This window comes from Streptomyces sp. NH27 (assembly GCF_056859195.1).
Window position 1 is genome coordinate 1 of sequence record NZ_JACEGK010001036.1, and the last position, 762, is coordinate 762.

Here is a 762-nt window from a genome sequence, read left to right on the forward strand (position 1 = left end):
GGTTCTCCGCCTGGTCCTACGCCGACACCCGCGGCGACGGCGCGCTCTCCTACGGCAAGGCCCGCGACGCCGCCATGGGCGCGGGGGAGCGCGGGGTCGCCCGCCTCAACACCGTGGACGCCGCGCACGTCGACCGCGATCTCGACAGCTGGCTCGGCGTGACCACCGGCCCGCTGCACGACCAGCTGACCCGTACCCACGGCTCCGACACCGCGACGATGAAGGCGGCCGGCACCTCCACGAGCGGCACCGTCACGGACGCGGCCGTCACCGAGCTCGACACCCGCGCCGGCACCGCGAAGATCATCGTCACCGTCCAGGTCCGCCTCACCCCCAAGTCCGGCGCGGCCACCACCGATCGCAAACGCTTCGAAGCCGACCTGTCCCGTACCGCCGGCACCTGGAAACTCGCCGCCCTCACCGCGGTCCCGATCGGCGCGAGCTAAGGGATGACCACCGACATGACGACAACGGACAACATCGAGCAGACGCCCGCACCGGCCGAACGTGCGGAACGGGCCGAACGGGCCGAACGGGCCGAGGGGGACGAGGGGGAGGGGCGTTCGGACGTGCCGGTCCGTGCGCGGCGCCCGGCGGATGCGGTGGATGCGGGCGATGCGGGCGATGCCGAGCAGGCCGACGAGGCCGATCCGGGCGAAGCGGCTGATCGTGCCGACGCCGAGCTTGAACCCGGCGCCGGCGCCGAATCCGGCGCCGAGAGCTCCGTTGAGCCGGTTGCCGGCGGGTGGGCCGGATGGGGCG

1 protein-coding gene and 1 pseudogene are annotated in these 762 nt (G+C 73.9%); both read left to right on the top strand.

Annotated features, from left to right (window positions below):
• On the top strand, positions 1–446 hold a 446-nt coding region (locus AC13HU_RS37875; RefSeq protein ID WP_483046537.1), incomplete at its 5' end, for a hypothetical protein.
• 3 nt (positions 447–449) lie between these two features.
• Positions 450–762: pseudogene (locus AC13HU_RS37880) on the top strand (hypothetical protein); the annotation flags it as partial.